This window comes from Agrococcus sp. SCSIO52902 (genome assembly GCF_022983135.1).
Taxonomy (GTDB): Bacteria; Actinomycetota; Actinomycetes; order Actinomycetales; family Microbacteriaceae; genus Agrococcus; species Agrococcus sediminis.
Map to the genome: position 1 here is coordinate 1,270,011 of NZ_CP095269.1, position 19,682 is coordinate 1,289,692.

Here is a 19,682-nt window from a genome sequence, read left to right on the forward strand (position 1 = left end):
ATGTTCACCAGGGGGACGCGATCAACCCTCGCGGTTCGCGAGAGAACTTCATAGGCTCGCGAGTGGCGTGCCTCGCGCGCCTCACATCCCCTGCAACGGAGAACCACAGTGAACAACCACTTCAAGCGCAACCTGGCGGCCGGCGCCGCCTGCGCGGTCGGACTCGGGCTGCTCGTCGCCCCGTCCGCGGCGCTCGCGACGGACGGCGGGGGCGACACCCCGGCCGACGCGCACGGCACCGTCGTCAACCTCATCCACTTCAACGACTTCCACGGCCGCATCGACAGCAACACGGTGAGCTTCGCCGGCACCGTCGAGCAGCTGCGGGCCGAGCAGGGCGACGCGAACTCGCTCGTCATCTCGGGCGGCGACAGCATCGGCGCGTCGCTGTACGCCTCGGCCGTGCAGCAGGACAACCCCACGATCGACGTGCTGAACGCGCTCGAGCTCGGGGCATCCGCCGCAGGCAACCACGAGTTCGACCGCGGCATCGACGACCTGCAGGGCCGCGTCGACGAGCGGGCCGACTTCCCGATCCTGGCCGCCAACGTGACGCGCGACGGTGCGCCGATCGGCGACTCCTACGCGACCTTCTCCGTCGGCGAGGGCGATGCCGCCGTCACCGTGGCCGTCATCGGCGCCGTCACCGAGGAGACCCCCTCGCTCGTCGACCCGTCCGGCATCGCCGGGGTCGAGTTCGGCGACCCCGTTGCCGCGGTCAACGCGGTCGCCGCCCAGCTCTCCGACGGCGACGCCACCAACGGCGAGGCCGACCTCATCGTCGCCGAGTACCACGAGGGCGCGCAGGCGACCCTCGCCCCGAACGCTCCGCAGGAGGAGCAGGCCGCGGCGCTCACCGCCGCGATGGCCGACAGCGACGCGTTCCGCGCGATCGTCGAGGACACCGCCCCCGAGGTCGACGCGATCTTCAACGGCCACACGCACCAGTCCTACTCGTGGCTCGCGCCCGCTCCGGACGGCAGCGAGCAGGACGTGCGCCCGATCATCCAGACGTCGTCCTACGGAGCGCAGCTCGGCCAGCTCGTCGCGACTGTCGACCCGGCCTCGAGCGTCGCCAGCTTCGACCTGGCCCGCATCGTGCCGCGCACGCAGACGCCGCAGGACGAGCTGATCGCGACCTACCCGCGCGTCGCGGCCGTGGCCGAGATCACCGAGGCAGCGCTCGAGCAGGCGGCCGTCATCGGCCAGGAGCCGCTCGGCGAGATCACCGGCGACATCACCACCGCCTTCACGGGCGACGAGCGCGACGACCGCGGCAGCGCATCCACCATGGGCACGCTCGTGGCCAACATGCTGCGCGACCAGCTCGCGCCCGAGAACCGCGGCGGCGCCGAGATCGGCATCACCAACCCGGGCGGTCTGCGCGCCGAGCTCCTCCACGAGGCCGGCGAGGGCGAGACCGAGGACGGCATCGTGACGGTCGGCGAGGCCGCCGCCGTGCTGCCCTTCGCGAACAACCTGTGGACCACGACCCTCACCGGCGAGCAGCTGCGCGTCGTGCTCGAGCAGCAGTGGCAGCGGAACGCCGCGGGCGAGGTGCCCTCGCGCGCCTACCTGCAGCTGGGGCTCAGCGACAACGTCGAGTACACCTACGACTCGACGCTCGCCGAGGGCTCGCGCATCACCGGCATCTGGGTCGACGGCGCCGAGGTGGCCGCCGACGACACGTACCGCGTCGCGGTGCCCAGCTTCCTGCTCTCCGGCGGCGACAACTTCCGCGGCCTGATCGCCGGCACGGACGACCGCGACTCGGGTCTCGTCGACTCCGAGGCCTTCGCGGCGTACATCGAGGCGCAGTCGCCGATCTCGCCCGACTTCTCGCGCCGCCAGCTCGAGGTCGTCGGCCTGCCCACCGCGCCCGTCGCGATCGGCGCTCCCGTGTCGCTCACGGTGAACGAGATCGACCTGACGTCGCTCGGCACGCCGGTCAGCACCGAGCTCGAGCTGCACTACGGCGACGAGCTGCTGGGCACGTTCCCCGTGGTCGACGACTCGGCGACCGTCGAGTTCGAGGCGCCGCTGCCCGTCGCGGGCGACCGCTTCGAGCTGCGCACCGCCTCGGGCACCGCGGTGCCGTTCTCGATGCCGATCGCGCTCACGACGGAGCGCCTCGACGGCGTCAACCGGTACGAGACGGCCGTGCAGGTGTCGCAGGACGCCTACCCCGGCGGCGCTCCGGTCGTCTACGTCGCGAGCGGCCAGCTCTTCCCCGACGCGCTGACGGCCGGCCCGGCCGCCGCGCACGAGGGCGGACCGGTGCTGCTGACGCGCCTCACCGAGGCCCCTGAGGTCGTGCTCGACGAGATCGAGCGCCTCGGCGCCGCTCGCGTCGTGATCGTCGGCGGCGAGCCGTCGATCAGCGCGGAGACGGAGGCGCAGATCGCCGCGATCGCGTCGGTGGAGCAGGTCGACCGCCTCGGCGGCTCCGACCGGTACCACACGAGCCGCCTGGTCGCCGAGTACGCCTTCGAGGGTGCTGAGGGCGCGTACGTCGCCGCCGGCACGCGGTTCCCGGACGGCCTGTCGGCCGGTGCCGCCGCCGGTCACCTCGACTGGCCGCTGCTGCTCGTGAGCACGAGCACCGAGGTGCCCGAGGCCACGACCGCGCTGCTGGACGAGCTCGGCGCCGAGCGCATCCGCATCGCGGGCTCGGTCGAGGCCGTCCCGTCGTCGATCGCGGGCGACTTCGTCGACGCGGGCTTCACGGTCAACCGCCTCGGCGGCTCCGACCGCTACGCCACGAGCGCCATCATCACGGCCTCGGCGTTCGACGCCCCGGTCGAGCGGGCCTACCTGGCGTCCGGCCTGGTCTTCCCCGACGCCCTCGCGGGCGGCGCGGCGGCCGGCGCGCAGGGCGCCCCGCTGCTGATCACGCGCACCGACTGCGTGCCGCAGCGCATCCTCGACGAGCTGGAGCGGCTGCAGATGCCGACGCTCACGCTCGTCGGCGGCGAGCCGTCGCTGAGCGCAGAGGTGGCGGCGCTGACGTCGTGCTCGTAGTCGCGTGATCGGCGTGAGGGGCGGGGCTTCGGTCCCGCCCCTCACGCCGCGCTGGCCGTCCCGGGCCGCCCGCGGTCAGGCGCTTCGCGCTGGCGTCACGTGCGGGACGACGCGCACGAGCACGACCATCACGACGAGCTCCACGAGGGTCTGCGTCACGACCGCGAGCGGCGCGATCGCCATTGCCGGCGGGAGGGCGAGCGCCAAGGGCAGCACGACGAGCGAGTTCCTGGTCGCGAGCGAGAAGATGACTGCCCGCTCGCCGGCCGCGTCGAGCCTGGCGATGCGGCTCACGAGCACGCCGAGTGCCGCCGCGACGCCCGCGAACGCCACGAAGAGGGGCACGACACGCATGAGCACCTGGAGCTGCGACCCGACCGCGGCGACCTGCGAGCCGACGACCACGGCGAGTGCGAGCATCATGAGCGGTGGTGTCGCATCCGCCATCGCGGTCGTGATCGCGCCCGCGGCGGGATGCTTCCGGGCGAGCGACTGGATGGTCGCGGCCGCCGCGAGCGGGATGGCGATGAGCAGCACGAACGCCTCGACGAACGGCGCCGGCTCGATCACGCCGAGCAGCTCGGCTCCTGCGAAGAGCGCGATGTAGACCGGCAGGAGGAGCACCTGCACGAGCATGAGGAATGGCGTCGCCGCCAGCAGGCGCGGACCCGCACCGCCCGCGAGGCCAGCGAAGACGACCACGTAGTCGACACAGGGCGCGAGCAGCACGAGCAGCACGCCGAGCAGGAGGCCCCGGTCGTCGGCGACCAGCAGCGACAGGCCCCACGCCAGCAGCGGCAGCAGCGCGAAGTTCGCCGTGAGCACGGTCGCGAGGGATCGCACGTCGCGCAGCGCTCGACCGAGCTGGGTCATCGGCACGCCGAGGAACGTCGCGAACAGCAGGAGCATCAGCGCGGGCTCGATCGCCCGCTCGAGAGCCGGGGCAGCGCGGGGTGCGAGGAGTCCCAGCCCGCCCCCAGCCGCGATCGCGGCGATGTAGAGCGGCACCTGGTGCCGGTCCAGGGCCCGGAGGAAGCGGAGCGTCATCCGCGGCGGGGAACGAGCCGCACGCGGGCCGCGACCGGTCTCGACCTGCCCGTCAACTCATCGCTCATGCCTCCACGCTATTGCCCCGAGCCGAACCGGGCTGCGGATGCGCCGGCACGGGTGGCGACGAGAGCGCGGACGGGGCTAGCATCGCTGCATGACGATGATACTCGAGCGCGGCGACGCCGATTTCGGGATGACGACGGCGTTCGCGCACCTGTTCCAAGCGCTCGCGGAGCCCTCGCGACTGCGCGTGCTCCAGCACCTGTCGACGGGCGAGCACCGGGTGCGCGATCTGGTGGGCCATCTGGGGCTCGCGCAGTCGACGGTGAGCAAGCACATGGCCTTCCTCACCGACTGCGGGCTCGTCAACGCCCGGGCCGACGGGCGGGCGACCTGGTACGCGCTGGCGCATCCGGAGGATCTCGAGCGCCTGGCCGCGGCGGCGGAGCGACTGCTCGAGGCGGCCGGCGGGCAGCAGCGGCCCTGCTCGCATTTCAGCGCGCACGCAGCAGTGGTCGCGGGCGCCACCGGGGAGGAGGATCCCGATGGCCGCCGGGCATAGCCATGGATCGACCGACGGTGCCCCTGCGGCGACCGGCGACTTCCGTGTCCGTCTGGGCATCGCGTTCGCGCTGACAGCGACGATCGTCGTCGCCCAGCTGATCGGCTCGGTCGTGACGGGCAGCCTCGCCCTCCTGACCGACACGGCGCATGCCGTCACCGACGCCGCGGGGCTCCTGGTGGCGCTGATCGCCGCGTCGCTCATGCGGCGTCCGGCCACATCACGGCGCACCTGGGGCTTCCGTCGCATCGAGGTGATCGCCGCGCTCGGCCAGGCCACGCTGCTGCTGGCCGTAGGGGTGTATGCCGCCGTCGAGGGCATCCGTCGGCTGTTCGAGCCCCCGGAGATCCCGGCGTCCGAGCTGGTGGTGTTCGGCGTGATCGGACTCGTCGTCAACATCATCGCGATCCTGGTGCTGTCGTCCGGCCGCGGCGCGAACTTCAACATGCGCGCGGCGTTCCTCGAGGTGCTGAACGATGCGCTCGGCTCGCTCGGCGTCATCGCCGCTGCGATCGTCATCTGGACGACAGGATTCCAGCAGGCGGACGCGATCGCGGGCCTGTTCATCGCCGCGCTCATCGCGCCCCGAGCGCTCATCCTGATGAAGGAGACCGCGGGCGTCCTCATGGAGTTCACTCCGAAGGACCTCGACCTCGACGACGTGCGCCGACACATCCTCGAGCTCGACCACGTCGAGGAGCTGCACGATCTGCATGCGTCCACCGTCGCGACGGGCCTCCCGACGATCAGCGCCCACGTGGTGGTCGACGACAGCTGCTTCGCCGATGGGCACGCGGTCGAGGTGCTCGAGGACATCCAGCGATGCGTCGCCGAGCACTTCCCCGTCTCGGTGCACCACTCCACGTTCCAGCTGGAGACATCGCGGATCAGCGAGCAGGAGTCGGCCGCCGTCCGTCATCCCTGAGGCCATGCCGGACGCCGCGCTCGCGGGAGCGTCTCGGCTTTCCGCAAGAAGATGATTCGGCAAGCCGAAATCAGGTCTACGATAACGCAATGACGTTCGCCGCGACGACGAGCAAGAGGCCGGCGACCGGAGCGCTGATGCTGCTCGGGCCGGCGCTGGTCGCCGGCGTGGCCTACCTCGATCCCGGCAACGTCGCCTCCAACGTCACGGCGGGCGCGCGCCATGGCTACCTGCTGATCTGGGTCGTGGTGAGCGCGAACCTCGTCGCCTGGCTGATCCAGTACCTGTCGGCGAAGCTCGGCGTGGTGACAGGCAAGAGCCTCCCGGAGCTGTGCGGCGAGCGCATCGGATCGCGGGCCGGTCGGATCGCCTACTGGATCCAGGCCGAGGGCGTCGCGATGGCGACCGACCTCGCCGAGGTGATCGGCGGCGCCGTGGCGCTCTGGCTGCTGTTCGACGTGCCGCTGCTCGTCGGCGGGCTCATCACCGGCGGTGTCTCGCTGGTGCTGCTGGCGGTGCAGTCGCAGCGGGGTCCGCGCGCGTTCGAGCACGTGGTGATCGGCCTGCTCGCCGTGATCGTGCTCGGCTTCACCTGGGGAGTCGTCGTCGCTCCGCCCGACCCCCTCGGCATCGCGGCCGGGCTCGTGCCTCGGTTCGAGGGCTCCGGCTCCGTGCTCCTCGCGGTCAGCGTCCTCGGCGCGACAATCATGCCGCACGCCATCTACGCGCACTCGAGCCTGTCGCGCGACCGCTTCCGCGACCGGCGCGCGCTGAGCACGCCGCGGCTGCTGCGGGCGACGCGCATCGACGTCTCGGTCGCGATGGTGATCGCCGGCAGCGTGAACGTCGCGATGATGCTGCTCGCCGCCGCGAACCTCGCAGGCGTCGAGGGGACGGACACGCTGGAGGGCGCGCACGCCGCGCTGGGCGCATCCCTCGGGCCGGTCGTGGCGACGATGTTCGCGATCGGGCTCCTGGCGTCCGGGCTCGCCTCGACCTCGGTGGGCGCGTACGCAGGCGCGGAGATCATGCAGGGCCTGCTCCGCGTCCGCGTCCCGCTGCTCGCCCGCAGGCTGGTCACGCTCGTCCCAGCGCTGGTCGTGCTGTGGCTCGGCGTCGATCCGACGCTCGCCCTGGTGCTGAGCCAGGTGGTGCTCTCCTTCGGCATCCCCTTCGCGCTCATCCCGCTCGTGCGCCTGACCGCCGACCGCCGGCTCATGGGGCCGCACGTGAACCGCATCTGGACGACGATCGCCGGCGGGGTCGCGGCCGCAGCGCTCGCAGCGCTCAACGCCGTGCTGCTGTGGCTCGTGCTCACGGGCGCGTGAGCCGACCTGCTGCGCCTGGAGGCCACGGTGGCCGCTGCGTCGCCGGCGTCGAACGAATCACGCCGGCACGCACGGGCGCCGTCGGCGGCTACCCGACCTCGAGGCGCGTCTCTCGGGTCTGCAGCCACCTGAGCGGGTCGAACGACACGTAGTCGCTGTTCTTCATCTCGAGGTGCAGGTGCGGGCCGGTCGAGCGGCCCGTGCTGCCCACCCCGCCGAGGACGGTCGAGATGTCGACGACTTGGCCGACCTCCACGCGGATCGACCCCGCCTGCATGTGCGGGTACCACGACTGCACGAACTGGCCGTCGATGTTGTGGTCGACGAAGACGGCGTACCCGCCGCCCCCGGGGTTGTCGCCCTGCCACACCGCCGACACCACGCCGTTGGCGACTGGACGGATCTCCTGTCCAGGGGCCAATGGGATGTCGGTGCCGCCGTGGAAGCCGCCGGACCTGTACCCGAAGCCGCTCGAGATCGGCAACTGCGTGACCTGGGGGAACGGCGTCTTCACGTAGTCGGTCTCCATCATGGACCAGGTGGCGGGGAATGCGGGGCTGCCGCCGTAGTAGGAGCCGCCGGGCTCGGAGTCGGCGACAGCCTGGAGGGCCGCACGCTCACCCTCGGACATCAGCGCGCTCTCGAGGGGGTCCCTGACCACGATGTCGTCACGGGCGAAGACCGTGCTGGCATCTGCGGCGACCGGATCCAGCGACTGGGTCTCGGGCTCGAGCTGCGCCACAAGGGGATCGAGCTCCCCGGGAGGCTGCACCGCTTGCGCAGGCATCGAGGTGACCACGACGAGCGAGCCGATGAACACGAGCGCAGCGCCGGCGGTGGCCTTCCGCGCGAAGCTGCGAGCTCGGCCGCGCACCGCAACAGGGCGCCGAGTCGGGGCCTGGCGCTCGCCGACCGGTCGTGGGGATCGAGCGGGCCGGGCGATCGGCACGTGAGCGCCGCCCACACCGAGGGCGGGAGCGTCCACCGCGACGACCGGGGGCGCGTACGTCGGGCCGGTCACGCGGACCTCGAGCGACTCCGCCGAGCGCGTCGCGGCTTCCCGGAGCGCGCGGCGGCTCGAGTAGATCGGGGGAGACCCCGAGATGACGGTCGTGCGCGCCGCCGCCCGAGCCTCTGCAGCGGTCCTCGCGATGGCGGCAGCCGCGCGCTCCCGCTCACGGGCGGCCCTGCGGGTCTGCGCCTGAGGCGCATCAGGGGTCGAGCGGGATGCTCGGTCAACGTCCGGCGTCACGCGGCAAGCTGTCCTCGGGTCGAGTCGTGGAGCAGGGCTGCGGCATCCGCAGGCCCTGAGCGGAAAGGTTCCGAGCGGAACCGGGGCGCGGGCGTGCGGAGTGCTGTCCTCTGCACCGCTCGCTGACGCACACGCAACCTCGAAGGTAACGGAACGATAACGACAGCGCAACGGGTCGCAGCGTCGGACGATGGTGCCGCCCGTCGCGTCACGACGGTCGTCGTGGCGTCACGCCTCGGGGTCCCCGTCGCCGCGCAGGTCGCGCTGCCGCAGCTGGGCGAGGTAGGCGTTGTACGCCTCTGTCTCCTGATCGGCGCGGCGCTGCTGGGCTCCTGCTCGCGACCGGTCGCGGCGCTGCCAGCGCGCGAGCGTCACGACCAGCATCGTCACGAGCGGCAGCTCTCCGAACGTCCATGCCAGCACGCCGGCGACGCCCTGATCGTGCACGGGGTCGACGCGCCACTCCGCAGGCGCAGACGTCGCGAAGTGGCGGACGAACGGCGCAGACGAGAACAGCATCACCAGGCCGAACGCGGCATGGACCTGCATCTCGAGGAAGATGTCGAACAGCCGGCCCGGGTAGGAGGGTCGCCGGGGCAGCGGATCCGAGGACACCAGGGGCACCGTGATCAGGAGCCCCACGAGCAGGAATGCCGCCTCCATCAGGATGTGTCCGGCGTCGACCTGCAGCAGCGCATCCGCCGCGCCGCCGACGTACAGCCCGAAGAAGCACAGCAGCATCAAGGGGATGACGAGCGCCGGGTGCAGCGCGAAGCGGGCTGCCCGCGAGCGCAGCCCGGACACGGCGACCCTGAGCACGGCGCGGCCGGCGCCGTCGCGGGGCGTCGCGCGCAGCAGCAGCGTGCCGGGCGAGCCGAGAGCGAGCAGCGGTGCGATCACCATCATGAGCGCGAGCTGCTGGAACATGAGCACCGAGAACAGCAGCTGCCCGTAGGCGTCGATCCGAGTCCCGGTGACCGCAGCGAGCGTGCCGCAGCCCAGCAGAAACCACGCAGTGCGCAGCGGGGGCCAGTGTCGCCGCTGGCGTCGCAGCCGCGTGACGCCCGCTGCGTATGCGATGGCCATGATCGCCGCGAGCACCGGGAGCACCGGGGCACCGGTGGAGCCGGGGAGCAGGAACTGCTCGAGGCTCGGGGGCGGCAACCACGCCGCGTCGGAGCTGCTCACGGCGTGGGGAGGATGACGACCCGGCGCGGCCGGACCTGTCGCGGTCGGCGCTGGGCGCGACGTGCGTGGTTCGCACGGGCCCGCGGCTCTGGCATGGTGCTGCTCCTGGGTCGCGTCGGCCGCCGGTCGGTGTCCGGCTGGGCTGGGCTGGTGCCGCCGACGGACCGATGATAGCCGGTGGGACCGTCGAGCCCGCTCGGTCCGTCGACGCCGACCGGCCTGCGCGTCATGAAGCGTCACTCTGCGATGTATAGTCAGCACATGCTGACCATTGTCGACCGACTCGATGCGATGGGCCGGCTCGGGCGCGCCATGGGCGACCCGACGCGCGCGCGAATCCTCCTCCGACTGATCGAGGGGCCCGGCTACCCGGCCGCGCTGGCACGTGATCTCGGGCTCTCGCGCACCAATGTCTCGAACCACCTGGCGTGCCTGCGAGGCTGCGGCATCGTCGTCTCCGAGACGGAGGGTCGGCAGGCGCGCTACGAGATCGCTGACCCGCACCTGAGCCAGGCGATCGAGGCGATGCTCGCCGTGACGCTGCGGGTCGACGAGGGCGTCCCGTGCCTGGGAGCCGGATGCCCGGTCGAGGGCTGCTGCGGGGCAGCAGCGTGACCGCCGGCACATCCCTGGAGCGCCGCGCGCCTCCGCCGACGCGTGCGGTGGATCGTCGGAGTCGCCATCGCGTACAACGTCGTCGAAGCGGCGGTCGCGATCTGGGCGGGATCCGTCGCGTCCTCCGCGGCGCTCATCGGCTTCGGCCTCGATTCCGTGGTCGAGGTCGGCTCGGCGGTGGCCGTGGCGTGGCAGTTCTCACGCAGCGATCCGGAGCGATGGGAAGCCGCGACGGTGAGGATCGTGGCGATCGCGTTCTTCGCCCTCGCTGCCTACGTCTCAGTCGATGCTGTGGCGGCACTGGTCACGCTGGAGGCGGCGGATCCCAGCCCTGTCGGCGTCGCGATCGCCGCGCTCAGCGTCGTCGTCATGCCGGCGCTCGCGATCGCGGAGCTGCGCACCGGCGAGGAGCTCGGTTCGCGGAGCGTGCAGGCGGACGCGAAGCAGCTGCTGATCTGCACCTACTTGTCGGCCGCCGTGCTGCTCGGACTGCTGGCGAGCTGGCTGCTCGGCTGGTGGTGGGCCGATCCCGTCGCCGCGCTGCTGGTCGCCGCACTGGCCGTGCGGGAGGGGCTGGAAGCGTGGGGCGGCGAGCTGTGCTGCGGTCCAGCGGATCGCGGAGGCGAGGGCGAGGACTGCGCGGACGCGTGCGACGGGGCATGCGTCCCGCCCCGCCCGTAGACTGGTGCGATGCGCACCCGTCCAGTCATCGCGGCATCGATCATCGCCGCCGCCGCGGCCATCCTCATCGGGGTGATGCTGCTCGTCGTGCGGCCATGGGAGAGCGGGGGGCCTCGAGACACGAGCGCCGGGCCGGCGTCGCCTGCCGCCTCCGCTGCGGCAACGCCGCCCGTCCTGGATCCGTCGACGCACCTGCTCGACGATGCCGGCGCCGGCGCGCCGGTGGTGGTGGAGTTCCTCGACTTCGAGTGCGAGGCATGCGGTGCCGTCTACCCCACCATGGAAGCGCTCCGCGAGGAGTACGGCGGCGAGGCGACCTTCGGGGTCCGGTACTTCCCGCTGCCGGGGCACTTCAACTCGCGGAACGCGGCGATCGCGGTGGAGGCCGCCGCGCAGCAGGGCGAGTTCGAGGCGATGTACCAGCGCATGTTCGAGACCCAGCCCGAATGGGGTGAGGCCCGCGAGTCCGAGGCCGCCCGATTCCGCGGGTACGCCGAGCAGCTGGGGCTGGACATGGCTGCGTACGACGAGGCGGTCGCGGACCCCGCGACGGAGGCTCGCGTCGAGCAGGACTTCCAGGCCGGGATCGCGCTCGGCGTCGACCGCACGCCGACGATCTTCGTCGACGGGGAGCGACTCGAGCTGACCCAGGCGAGCGACATCGAGACGGCCATCCAGGCGGCGATCCGCGACTAGGGCGAGGTGAGCGTGCGCGCGGCCATGGCGGGCGCCGGCACGCTTCGACTCGGTCGGGTGGCGCCGGATGCACCGCGCGCTGAGCGTGCATGCCGGGGCCGATTAGGCTCGATGATCGTGACCTCCGACGCATCCGCCTCCGCCCCCGCCGCGCTGACCGTCCGCCGCGCGCGCACGGGCGACGTGCACGCGATGCGCGACCTCATCGAGCCCTACGTGCGCCGGCGCATCCTGCTCGGCAAGGAGCTCGTCACCCTCTACGAGGCCGTCCAGGAGTTCGTGGTCGCCGAGCGCGACGGGCAGATCGTGGGATGCGGTGCCCTGCACGTGCTGTGGGAGGACCTGGGGGAGGTGCGCACGATCGCCGTCGCCGAGGGCGCCCTCGGCAAGGGCGTCGGGCACGCGATGCTCGTCGACCTCGAGCAGCGGGCGCGCGACCTCGGGCTCTCGCGGCTCTTCTGCCTCACCTTCGAGACCGAGTTCTTCGGCCGCCACGGCTACGAGGAGGTGGCGGAGCAGGTCGTGAGCCAGGACGTCTTCGCCGAGCTGCTGCGCTCCCTCGACGGCGGCGTCGCCGAGTTCCTCGACCTCGCGCACGTCAAGCCCAACACGCTCGGCAACACGCGCATGCTCAAGCGGCTCTGAGCCGCCGCTCGCCTACGCTGGATCGGTGAGCAAGGCATCCACCGCGAAGCGACGCGCCGCCGTCCGCCGACGACGGACCCTGCTCGGCCTGCTCGCCCTCGTCGCCGTCGCCGCGCTCGTGCTGCTCGTGTGGCGGCCGTGGGAGGCGGGGAGCGATGTGCCGCCGCCCGCACCCTCCGGCACCGCGGCGCCCAGCCCGCAGCCGAGCGCGACGCCGACGCCGACGCCCACGCCCACGCCGACGCAGCCGTTCACCCCGGTCGGCGGCACCCCCGAGACCGGCGAGCCCACCGAGCCGTGCGCGCCGGAGCAGGTGCGGCTGACGCCGGCGACCGATCGCTCCTCCTACGCGGCGGGCGAGCGGGTGCAGCTGTCGTTCACGATCGAGAACACGGGCGAGGCCGCGTGCTCGCTCAACGCCGGCACGGCCGTGCAGGAGTACGAGATCCGCACGGGCGATCAGGTCGTCTACCGCTGGTCGGACTGCGCGGCCGACGTGCAGGACAACGTCGTGCAGCTCGAGCCGGGCGCCCCGCAGTCGACGGTGCCCGTCGAGTGGGATCGCACCGCATCCTCGGTCGACTCGTGCACCGCCGAGCGCTCGCAGGTCGCCGCAGGCGGCGCCGCGTACAGCCTCAGCGTGCGGGTCGGCGAGTACGCCTCGACGGCCGCGACGCAGTTCATCCTCGAGTAGCCGCCGCGCCGCTGCGTCGCGCTATCGTCTCGCCAGGGAGCCGCGGAGCGGCCGGATCGGAGGACGCGGTGGCACAGGCGCAGCAGGCCGAGCTCGAGGTCGACGTCGTCATCGTGGGCGCCGGGCCCGCGGGGCTCTCCGCCGCGACCGCGCTCGTGGCCGCGGGCCGCTCGGTCGCGGTGCTCGAGGCGCGCGACCGCGTCGGCGGGCGCACCTGGACCGACGTCGTCGACGGCGCGATGCTCGAGATCGGCGGCCAGTGGGTCTCGCCGCACCAGACGGTGCTGCTCGAGACGATCGAGGCGCTCGGCCTCGAGACCTTCCCCCGCCACCGCGACGGCGAGTCGGTGTACGTCGACGGCGGCCGCGCCGTGCGCTTCACCGGCGACTTCCCGATCGCGCCGGAGACCGCGGCCGAGGTCGACCGCCTGGTCGCCGTCATCGAGGCGCTCGTCGCCGAGGTCGACCCCGAGGCGCCGTGGGCGCACCCGCGGGCCCGCGAGCTCGACACCGTCTCGTTCGAGGCGTGGCTCGCCGGCCAGACCGACGACGCCGCGGCCGCGCACCTCGTCGCGCTCTTCATCGGGCCCGCGATGCTGACGAAGCCGTCGCACGCCTTCTCCACCCTGCAGGCGCTGCTCATGGCCGCGAGCGCCGACGGCTTCGCCAACCTGCTCGACGAGGACGAGATCCTCGACCGCCGCGTCGTCGGCGGGATGCAGCGGGTGAGCGAGCGCATGGCCGAGGAGCTCGGCGACGCCGTGCGCCTCGGCGCCCCGGTGCGCCGGATCGAGCGCGGCGACGACGCGGTGACGGTCGTCGCCGACGGCGTCGTGGCACGCGGGCGACGCGTGATCGTGGCCGTGCCGCCCAACCTCATCACCCGCATCGACGTGCAGCCGCCGCTCCCGCGCCGGCAGCACCAGCTGCACCAGCACCTCTCCCTCGGCATCGTCATCAAGGTGCACGCCGTCTACGACCGGCCCTTCTGGCGCGACGCGGGGCTCTCGGGCACCGGCTTCGGCCCGCACGAGCTCGTGCACGAGCTCTACGACAACACCAACCACGAGGATGCGCGCGGCACGCTCGTCGGGTTCGTGTCCGACGAGCACGCCGACGAGGCGTTCCGCTGGAGCGACGAGGAGCGGCGCGAGCGCGTCCTGGCCTCCATCGCGCGCTACCTCGGGCCCGAGGCGCTCGAGCCGGTCGTCTACTACGAGAGCGACTGGGGCAGCGAGGAGTGGACTCGCGGGGCCTACGCCGCGAGCTACGACCTCGGCGGCTTGCACCGCTACGGCGCCGACCAGCGCCAGCCGGTGGGGCCCATCCACTGGGCGTGCAGCGACTACGCCGGTCGCGGCTACCAGCACGTCGACGGCGCCATCCGCTCGGGCCGGCAGGCTGCCGCCGACGTGCTCGAACGGCTGCAGCCGTAGCGGCGCAGCCGTCGTGGCTCAGCCCCGCGGCACCGCCGCGAGCGCGGGGGCCGGCGCGGGGTCGGCGCGGCCGACGCGCATCGCATCGGCCACGGCCGCGCGCACGAGCCCGACCGAGTCGTCGACGACGCGGGAGTAGCCCAGGCGCCGCGCCTCGGCGGCGCGGCGCTGCACCGCCGACGCGGCGCGGATCTCGCCCGCGAGCGAGATCTCGCCGATCGCCGCGAGCTGCCGGGGGAGCGCCACGTTGCGGTGGGCGCTCGCGATCGCGAGCGCGATCGCGAGGTCGGCACCGGGCTCGGTGATGCGGATGCCGCCGACCGTCGAGACGTAGACGTCGAAGCCGCCGAGGTGGAGGCCCGCGTGCCGGTCGAGCACCGCGAGCACCATGGCGACGCGCGAGGCGTCGACGCCGTTCACGACGCGGCGCGGCTGCGGCGTCGAGGCCTGCACGACGAGCGCCTGCACCTCGACCGGGATCGCGCGCCGGCCCTCGAGCGCCACCGTCACGCACGTGCCGGCGAGCGGCGTCGCGGAGCGGGAGAGGAAGAGGCCGGAGGGGTCGGGCACCTCGAGGATGCCGTCGCCGGTCATCTCGAAGCAGCCCACCTCGTCGGTGGGGCCGAAGCGGTTCTTCGATGTGCGGACGAAGCGCAGCGCCGTCTGCCGGTCGCCGTCGAAGTGCGCGACCACGTCGACGAGGTGCTCGAGCAGCCGCGGCCCGGCCACGGAGCCGTCCTTCGTGACGTGCCCGACCAGCAGCAGCGGGACATCCGCCGCCTTCGCCGCCCGCGTGAGCGCGGCGGCGACGTCGCGCACCTGGCTCGGGCCGCCCGCGAGGCCCTCGTTGTCGGCGCTCGCGACCGTCTGCACCGAGTCGACGATCACGAGCTCGGGAGCGGTCGCCTGGATCTGGCCGAGGATCGTGGCGAGGTCGGTCTCTGCGGCGAGGTAGAGCTCGGGCTCGAGCGCGCCGGTGCGCTCGGCGCGCAGGCGCACCTGCGCGAGCGACTCCTCGCCCGAGACGTAGAGCACGCGCCGGCCCGCGGCGGCCGCCGTCGCGGCGACCGCGAGCAGCAGGGTCGACTTGCCGACGCCCGGCTCGCCCGAGCAGAGCACGACCGCGCCGGGCACGATGCCGCCGCCGAGCACGCGGTCGAACTCGCCGATCCCGGTCGGCCAGCGCGGCGCATCGCCCGCCTGCAGCTCGGTGATCGGGCGTGCGGCGCGCGACGCGGGCACGGCCGCGGGCGCGATGCGCGTGACGGTCGCGCCGACCTCCTCGACGGTGCCCCACTGCTGGCACTCGCCGCAGCGGCCGACCCACTTGAGGCTCGTCCATCCGCACTCGGCGCAGCGGTATCCGGGTGCTCTGGCCATGCGTGCGAGGCTATCGGGAGCCGCCCACGCGGGTCGCGAGCCAGCCGCCGCAAAAGTTTGCGGACAACGTTACCAAAAGCGGAGCATTCCTGAGGCTTCCGCCGCTACGGTGACGCCATGCTGACCATCGGCTCCGTCGTGATCCGATGCGCCGACGTCGATCGTCAGCTGCGCTTCTGGACGGAGGCGCTGGACTACGAGCCGAGGCTGCCGATGGATGACGACTTCGCACTCCTGAGGCCCCGGTCGGGCCCGGGGCCGAACGTCTCGCTCGACGCGGCGCCCTCCGAGCGCGCCCTGCCCCCGCGCATCCACCTCGACCTCTACGCCGACGACCAGGCCGCCGAGGTCGCGCGGCTCGAGCGCCTCGGGGCGCAGCGCGTGCACTGGCCGAAGCGGCCCGCCGACGCCGACTACGTGATCATGCAGGATCCCGAGGGCAATCGCTTCTGCGTCATCGACACCCGGCAGGGGGCGGCGGCATGACCGCGAACGTGCGCGACGCGAGCATCGACGACGCCGCCGGCATCGCGAAGGTGCGGGTGCAGACGTGGCGGGCTGCCTATCGCGGCCTCGTGCCGCAGAGCGTGCTCGACCGCATGGACGTGCAGCGCGAGGCGGAGCGGCGCGTCGAGCTGTGGGAGGAGCACCACGCGGATGCGCGCCGGCACGAGCTCGTCGCGGTGGCCGACGGCGAGGTGGTCGGCTGGGCGATGTGCGGCCCCGCCTACGACCGGGTCGAGGGCGTCACCGGCGAGCTCTACGCGATCTACGCGATGCAGGACCGCTGGTCGCGCGGCGTCGGGCACGCGCTGCTCGCCGAGTCGGAGCGCAGGCTCGCCGCCGACGGCCACGAGCGCGCCTACCTGTGGGTGCTCGCCGGCAACGAGCGCGCCGCGACGTTCTACGAGCAGCACGGCTGGCACGAGGACGGCGGCGAGAAGGTCGAGCAGGGGATGCACGAGCGCCGCCGGGTGCGCACGCTCGGCGTCAGGTTGGGGTCTGCGCCGGGCGTCGTGTAAGGTCTCCCCTTGGTGACGTGTCCGAGCGGCCGAAGGTGCGACTCTCGAAAAGTCGTGTGGAGCAACCCTCCACCGTGGGTTCAAATCCCACCGTCACCGCACTCGAGAAGCCCCGCCTCCACGTGAGGCGGGGCTTCGTCGTGCCAGGCAGGATCGCCCGTCGACGCGAGGGCGGGCCGGACGTACGATGCGGACGACGGCGAGGCGTCGCCCGGCGGTGTCGGCTCCGGCGCAGCCGAGGAGCGAGGGCATCGCGGCGGAGCAGCGGCGGGGCGTGCAGGTGGTCGAGAAGACCGGCCCGTGGGGGTTCTTCTTCCTGCTCGCGTACATCGGCGCGGCGATCTACTTCGTCGGGCAGTCGGGCGGCGGCTTCTGGGCCGTGATCCTGGGCCTGCTGCAGGCGATGGTGTGGCCGGTCTACCTGATCTTCCACGCGCTGGAGGCGGTCGGCGCCTGAGCCGTCAGCGCCGCCCGCCGGGGCCGGGGCGACCCGATCGGCCGTGCCCGCCGCGTCGGCGGGGGCGGCCCGGCGTCGGGGTGGGCTTGGGCTTCGACGGGCGCGGCTTGGCGCCGGTCGCCGCGTTGCCCGGCTCCACGCTGTGCCTGCCGCCGTCGCGCTCGGCGCCGCGCGACGAGCCGGCGCGACGGCCGCGCGCGATGCCGATGAGCTCCTGGTGCAGCGGCGAGTCGTTCGCGCGCAGCCAGGCGAGCGCGACGGTCGTCGGCGGCGCGTCGGTCACGACCCGGTGCCGGGTGTCGGGGCCGCCGAGGGCGCGCGCGACCGACATCGGCACGATCGCGAGCCCGGCGGCCGACGCGACGACCTCGAGCAGCTGCGCGGCGGTCATGCCCTCGTCGGCGAGCAGCGGTTCGCCCTCGAGGTCGGCGAGCGTCACCGTCTCGAACGCGACGATCGGGTGCCCCTTCGCCGAGACCACCACCGGCAGCTCGTCGTAGAGCGGCACCGCGTGCAGGTCGTCGCCCGCGAGCGGCAGGCGCGCGAGCACGGCGTCGACGCGCCCCTCCCGCAGCGCCGCCGGCGCATCCGCCTCTGCGAGCTCGACGAGCTCGATCGGCACGTCGGGCACGCGCTCGGCCCACACCCGCATCCACTTGGCGGGCGTGACGCCCGGGACGCCGCCGAGCCTGAACCGCTGCATGGGTCCAGTCTGCCGTGCGCTCGATCGGCCTGAGCGCGCGCACACCGCCGCATGCGCCGCGAGCCTTCGCCCGGGCCGATCGAGCGCGAGCCCGCTAGACGCGGCCGAGGAAGGCCACGACGTCGGCGAGCTCCTCGGCGACGATCGTGTGCGCCCGGTGGTAGGTGCGGCGCTCGACGGCGAAGTGCGCGTCGAGCCACGGCGTCGAGCGCTCGATCTTGTCGCGGTGGATGACGTCGTCGAGGTCGCCGATCGTCGTCAGGAGCGGGATGCGCGGCTCGCGCGCCGCGAGCACCGCGTCGCCGGGCAGCTCGCCCGCGTGCACGAACGACGCGAGGTGCGCGATCGACGAGAAGCGCTCCGGCGCGAGCCTCGCGAGCTGCACCGCCATCGCCCCGCCCTGCGAGAAGCCCAGCAGGTGCACGCGGTCGTGCTGCCGCTCGAGCCCGTCGAGCCAGCCGAGCACGGAGGCGGCGGAGCGGTCGATGAGCTCGTGGTCGTCGCTGTCGACGGGCGAGAACTCGAACCAGGCGAAGCCGCCCCCGTAGGGCAGCGGCGCCCGGAGCGACGCGATCGTCAGCTCGGGCGGCAGGTGCGGCGCGAGGCCGAACAGGTCGCCCTCGTGCGAGCCGATGCCGTGCATCACGACCAGCAGCTCATCCCCGGTGCCCTCGCGCCAGCGCACCGCCTCGGCGTCGATCTCGTGCATGCGAGCCCCTCTCGTCACGAGGCGCAGGACGGCCCCGCGGCCTCACCGACACCGTAGCCTCGAAGCATGGAGCAGGGCACGTGACGAGCACCTCGGTGACCACCCGGGTGCTGCCCGGCATGGGCGGCCGCGGCGCCCGCGGCGGCCCTCGTCGCCCGGCGCGCCGCGGGCGCATCGGGCGCGTCGTCTCGCTCGACGCCGCGCGCGGACTGCTCGTGCTCGTGACCGTCGCGTGGCTCGCAGCGCCCAGCCGCCCGTTCCCCGCCTCCGAGCCGTGGGGCGCGGTCGGCCTCGACGCGGTCGCGCTGCCCGCCTTCGCGCTCATCGCCGGCTGCGCGCACGCGCTCGCGCAGCACCGCGGCTGGACGAGCGCCGGCCGCGCGACCCGGCGCACGCTCATCCTGCTGCTCCTCGGCCTCGTCGTCGCCGCGGGCGCCGCGCTCATCCGGGGCGCCGCGACCGGCATCCCGCTCGACCCCGAGGGCGGCTCCCTCGGCGGCCTCGAGCGGATCGCCGTGGCCGGCCCGCTCGTGCAGCTCGCGGTCGCGCTCGCGGCGCTCGGGCTGCTCGGCACCCTCGCGCGCAGCTGGGCGGGCTGGGCATGGGCGACCGTGATCAGCACCGCCGTCGGCGCCGGCGCGCTGTGGCTCACGACCGGTCTCTGCGGCGAGCTGAGCGACCGGTGCAGTCCCGCCACGCTCCTCGTCGGCGGGATCGCGGATGCCGCCGGCACGACCGCCGACCCGCTCGTCGTGCAGGCGGTGACGACGGTCGTCGCCGGCCTCGGCCTCGCGGTGCCCGCTGCCGCCGGCGCCGCGCTCGCGCACGCGCTGCTGCGCGCCCGCAGCGTCCCCGGCCACCAGCGCGGCCGGGTCGTCGGCTACGGCCTGCTCGCCGCGACCCTCTTCGGGGTGCTCGGCATCCTCGCCTACTTCACGCCGACCGTGTGGGGGCAGCAGCCGCTCGAGCCGGCGACCGCGCTCTGGACGCCGCCCCTCACCCTCGCGGTCGCGAGCCTCGCCTCCGTGCTCGCGTGCGCGATGCATCCGACCGTCGACACCGACCTGCGCGGCGGCACGTCGGCGCTCGGCGCCTTCGCCGAGCCGTTCGCGGCCGTCGGGCGCATCAGCATGCTCGCCGTCACGACGACCTTCGCGGCGCGCACGCTGCTGAGCGCGCTGCCCGACCCCGACCCGGTCGGCTGGTTCGCCGCGCTCGGCGACATCCCCTCGGTCGTCCTCGCGCTCGTCGTCGCGGCCGCCTGGCTCGGGCTCGCGCTCTGGGCCGACCGCTCCGGCCGCCGCCTGCGGCCCTGACC

20 protein-coding genes and 1 tRNA gene are annotated in these 19,682 nt (G+C 73.5%); 15 read left to right on the top strand and 6 right to left on the bottom strand.

Going from position 1 to position 19,682, the window contains the following annotated elements:
* Positions 1-108 precede the first annotated feature (108 nt).
* Entirely contained in the window at positions 109-3,021 is a 2,913-nt protein-coding gene (locus MU522_RS06305; protein WP_246993290.1) for a cell wall-binding repeat-containing protein, read from the top strand.
* Between the two features lie 75 nt (positions 3,022-3,096).
* Here the strand turns inward: MU522_RS06305 and MU522_RS06310 are convergent, their stop codons facing one another.
* Positions 3,097-4,068, bottom strand: a complete 972-nt coding sequence (locus MU522_RS06310) for an arsenic resistance protein (RefSeq protein WP_246993292.1) — start codon at positions 4,066-4,068, stop codon at positions 3,097-3,099.
* 157 nt (positions 4,069-4,225) lie between these two features.
* On the opposite strand from MU522_RS06310, the gene MU522_RS06315 reads away from it, so the two are divergent.
* Genes MU522_RS06315 through MU522_RS06325 form a run of 3 tightly spaced genes read left to right on the top strand, consistent with a single transcriptional unit; the run spans position 4,226 to position 6,886 of the window.
* Complete coding sequence (locus tag MU522_RS06315; protein ID WP_246993294.1) at positions 4,226-4,633, top strand: metalloregulator ArsR/SmtB family transcription factor; 408 nt, start codon at positions 4,226-4,228, stop codon at positions 4,631-4,633.
* Positions 4,617-5,558, top strand: coding sequence for a cation diffusion facilitator family transporter (locus MU522_RS06320; protein WP_128188762.1), 942 nt, complete (start codon positions 4,617-4,619; stop codon positions 5,556-5,558). The genes MU522_RS06315 and MU522_RS06320 overlap by 17 nt, the downstream gene beginning before the upstream one ends.
* The gene (locus MU522_RS06325) at positions 5,456-6,886 is read left to right on the top strand and encodes an Nramp family divalent metal transporter (protein ID WP_281440030.1); all 1,431 of its coding nucleotides are present in this window, start codon (positions 5,456-5,458) and stop codon (positions 6,884-6,886) included. The genes MU522_RS06320 and MU522_RS06325 overlap by 103 nt, the downstream gene beginning before the upstream one ends.
* Before the next feature lie 88 nt (positions 6,887-6,974).
* Here the strand turns inward: MU522_RS06325 and MU522_RS06330 are convergent, their stop codons facing one another.
* A complete protein-coding gene (locus MU522_RS06330) occupies positions 6,975-7,907 on the bottom strand; it encodes a M23 family metallopeptidase (RefSeq protein WP_246993298.1) in 933 nt (310 codons plus the stop codon).
* Positions 7,908-8,366: 459 nt separating this feature from the next.
* Positions 8,367-9,326 (bottom strand): cytochrome c oxidase assembly protein, encoded by a 960-nt coding sequence (locus MU522_RS06335; protein WP_246993300.1) that lies wholly within the window; start codon positions 9,324-9,326, stop codon positions 8,367-8,369.
* 261 nt (positions 9,327-9,587) lie between these two features.
* On the opposite strand from MU522_RS06335, the gene MU522_RS06340 reads away from it, so the two are divergent.
* The 6 genes from MU522_RS06340 (at position 9,588) to MU522_RS06365 (ending at position 14,093) form a co-directional block, all read left to right on the top strand.
* Positions 9,588-9,941 (top strand): metalloregulator ArsR/SmtB family transcription factor, encoded by a 354-nt coding sequence (locus MU522_RS06340; protein ID WP_246993302.1) that lies wholly within the window; start codon positions 9,588-9,590, stop codon positions 9,939-9,941.
* Positions 9,942-9,983: 42 nt separating this feature from the next.
* Positions 9,984-10,622 (top strand): cation transporter, encoded by a 639-nt coding sequence (locus MU522_RS06345; RefSeq protein ID WP_246993304.1) that lies wholly within the window; start codon positions 9,984-9,986, stop codon positions 10,620-10,622.
* A 9-nt stretch (positions 10,623-10,631) separates the two neighbouring features.
* Positions 10,632-11,318: a thioredoxin domain-containing protein gene (locus MU522_RS06350; protein WP_246993306.1), complete on the top strand. Its 687-nt coding sequence runs from the start codon at positions 10,632-10,634 to the stop codon at positions 11,316-11,318.
* Positions 11,319-11,429: 111 nt separating this feature from the next.
* Complete coding sequence (locus MU522_RS06355; protein ID WP_246993308.1) at positions 11,430-11,963, top strand: amino-acid N-acetyltransferase; 534 nt, start codon at positions 11,430-11,432, stop codon at positions 11,961-11,963.
* 25 nt (positions 11,964-11,988) lie between these two features.
* Complete coding sequence (locus MU522_RS06360) at positions 11,989-12,657, top strand: hypothetical protein (RefSeq protein ID WP_246993310.1); 669 nt, start codon at positions 11,989-11,991, stop codon at positions 12,655-12,657.
* A 68-nt stretch (positions 12,658-12,725) separates the two neighbouring features.
* Complete coding sequence (locus tag MU522_RS06365; RefSeq protein ID WP_246993312.1) at positions 12,726-14,093, top strand: NAD(P)/FAD-dependent oxidoreductase; 1,368 nt, start codon at positions 12,726-12,728, stop codon at positions 14,091-14,093.
* 18 nt (positions 14,094-14,111) lie between these two features.
* Here the strand turns inward: MU522_RS06365 and radA are convergent, their stop codons facing one another.
* Positions 14,112-15,473 carry a DNA repair protein RadA gene (radA, locus tag MU522_RS06370; RefSeq protein WP_128188754.1) on the bottom strand — a complete coding sequence of 454 codons (1,362 nt, stop codon included), beginning with the start codon at positions 15,471-15,473 and terminating at the stop codon, positions 14,112-14,114.
* A gap of 117 nt (positions 15,474-15,590) precedes the next feature.
* Between radA and MU522_RS06375 the strand changes: the two genes are divergently transcribed.
* The 4 genes from MU522_RS06375 (at position 15,591) to MU522_RS06390 (ending at position 16,952) form a co-directional block, all read left to right on the top strand.
* Positions 15,591-15,959 carry a VOC family protein gene (locus MU522_RS06375; protein ID WP_128188753.1) on the top strand — a complete coding sequence of 123 codons (369 nt, stop codon included), beginning with the start codon at positions 15,591-15,593 and terminating at the stop codon, positions 15,957-15,959.
* Entirely contained in the window at positions 15,956-16,495 is a 540-nt protein-coding gene (locus tag MU522_RS06380; RefSeq protein ID WP_146355737.1) for a GNAT family N-acetyltransferase, read from the top strand. Before MU522_RS06375 ends, MU522_RS06380 begins: the two co-directional genes overlap by 4 nt.
* Positions 16,496-16,506: 11 nt before the next feature.
* Positions 16,507-16,594: transfer RNA gene (locus MU522_RS06385), tRNA-Ser, on the top strand.
* Between the two features lie 118 nt (positions 16,595-16,712).
* Positions 16,713-16,952 carry a hypothetical protein gene (locus tag MU522_RS06390; RefSeq protein ID WP_246993314.1) on the top strand — a complete coding sequence of 80 codons (240 nt, stop codon included), beginning with the start codon at positions 16,713-16,715 and terminating at the stop codon, positions 16,950-16,952.
* 4 nt (positions 16,953-16,956) lie between these two features.
* Here the strand turns inward: MU522_RS06390 and MU522_RS06395 are convergent, their stop codons facing one another.
* Both MU522_RS06395 and MU522_RS06400 read right to left on the bottom strand, forming a co-directional pair.
* Positions 16,957-17,655: a LysR substrate-binding domain-containing protein gene (locus tag MU522_RS06395; RefSeq protein ID WP_246993316.1), complete on the bottom strand. Its 699-nt coding sequence runs from the start codon at positions 17,653-17,655 to the stop codon at positions 16,957-16,959.
* Between the two features lie 94 nt (positions 17,656-17,749).
* A complete protein-coding gene (locus tag MU522_RS06400; protein WP_246993318.1) occupies positions 17,750-18,364 on the bottom strand; it encodes an alpha/beta fold hydrolase in 615 nt (204 codons plus the stop codon).
* 80 nt (positions 18,365-18,444) lie between these two features.
* Between MU522_RS06400 and MU522_RS06405 the strand changes: the two genes are divergently transcribed.
* Entirely contained in the window at positions 18,445-19,680 is a 1,236-nt protein-coding gene (locus MU522_RS06405; RefSeq protein WP_246993320.1) for a hypothetical protein, read from the top strand.
* Positions 19,681-19,682 lie beyond the last annotated feature (2 nt).

What these genes read in the sequence shown, in the direction of transcription:
- MU522_RS06355 (WP_246993308.1), top strand. Translation starts at nt 11,430, where the DNA reads ATGATCGTGACCTCCGACGCATCCGCCTCCGCCCCCGCCGCGCTGACC.
- MU522_RS06395 (WP_246993316.1), bottom strand. Translation starts at nt 17,655, where the DNA reads ATGCAGCGGTTCAGGCTCGGCGGCGTCCCGGGCGTCACGCCCGCCAAG.
- MU522_RS06340 (WP_246993302.1), top strand. Translation starts at nt 9,588, where the DNA reads ATGCTGACCATTGTCGACCGACTCGATGCGATGGGCCGGCTCGGGCGC.
- MU522_RS06310 (WP_246993292.1), bottom strand. Translation starts at nt 4,068, where the DNA reads ATGACGCTCCGCTTCCTCCGGGCCCTGGACCGGCACCAGGTGCCGCTC.
- MU522_RS06320 (WP_128188762.1), top strand. Translation starts at nt 4,617, where the DNA reads ATGGCCGCCGGGCATAGCCATGGATCGACCGACGGTGCCCCTGCGGCG.
- MU522_RS06375 (WP_128188753.1), top strand. Translation starts at nt 15,591, where the DNA reads ATGCTGACCATCGGCTCCGTCGTGATCCGATGCGCCGACGTCGATCGT.
- MU522_RS06380 (WP_146355737.1), top strand. Translation starts at nt 15,956, where the DNA reads ATGACCGCGAACGTGCGCGACGCGAGCATCGACGACGCCGCCGGCATC.
- MU522_RS06350 (WP_246993306.1), top strand. Translation starts at nt 10,632, where the DNA reads ATGCGCACCCGTCCAGTCATCGCGGCATCGATCATCGCCGCCGCCGCG.
- MU522_RS06400 (WP_246993318.1), bottom strand. Translation starts at nt 18,364, where the DNA reads ATGCACGAGATCGACGCCGAGGCGGTGCGCTGGCGCGAGGGCACCGGG.
- MU522_RS06315 (WP_246993294.1), top strand. Translation starts at nt 4,226, where the DNA reads ATGACGATGATACTCGAGCGCGGCGACGCCGATTTCGGGATGACGACG.
- MU522_RS06325 (WP_281440030.1), top strand. Translation starts at nt 5,456, where the DNA reads ATGCGTCGCCGAGCACTTCCCCGTCTCGGTGCACCACTCCACGTTCCA.
- radA (WP_128188754.1), bottom strand. Translation starts at nt 15,473, where the DNA reads ATGGCCAGAGCACCCGGATACCGCTGCGCCGAGTGCGGATGGACGAGC.